Origin of the sequence: Pseudonocardia sp. EV170527-09, from assembly GCF_008369905.1 — a bacterium.
Taxonomy (GTDB): domain Bacteria; phylum Actinomycetota; class Actinomycetes; order Mycobacteriales; family Pseudonocardiaceae; genus Pseudonocardia.
This window is the reverse complement of record NZ_VRMC01000616.1, coordinates 1-243: the sequence shown is the minus strand read 5'-3', so window position 1 is coordinate 243 and position 243 is coordinate 1. Positions and strand designations below refer to the sequence as shown.

General features: G+C 51.0%; 1 pseudogene. It reads right to left on the bottom strand.

The features are described 5' to 3' along the window. Window positions 1-243 (bottom strand): annotated as a pseudogene (locus FVA95_RS31335) (primosome assembly protein PriA); the annotation flags it as partial.

Genomic DNA, 243 nt, shown 5'->3' with positions numbered 1-243 from the left:
CTCTATACGAACCTGTGAAAACCGGGTGTGGAGAAGTCACTTTACGAATAGGAGTTAACTTTCCCGGAAAATCTGATTGCGCACAGCGCTCCAACACATAACCATCCACCTGACGACCGTGAAAAGTGACGCGGACACGGACCCCCGGCTGTGCAGTATCAGAGAGATCAGTCGGTACAGAATAATCAAAGGGCCTATCCAAATGCGGCACATCAAGCAACGGCAATACCCGGGCAATAGGGT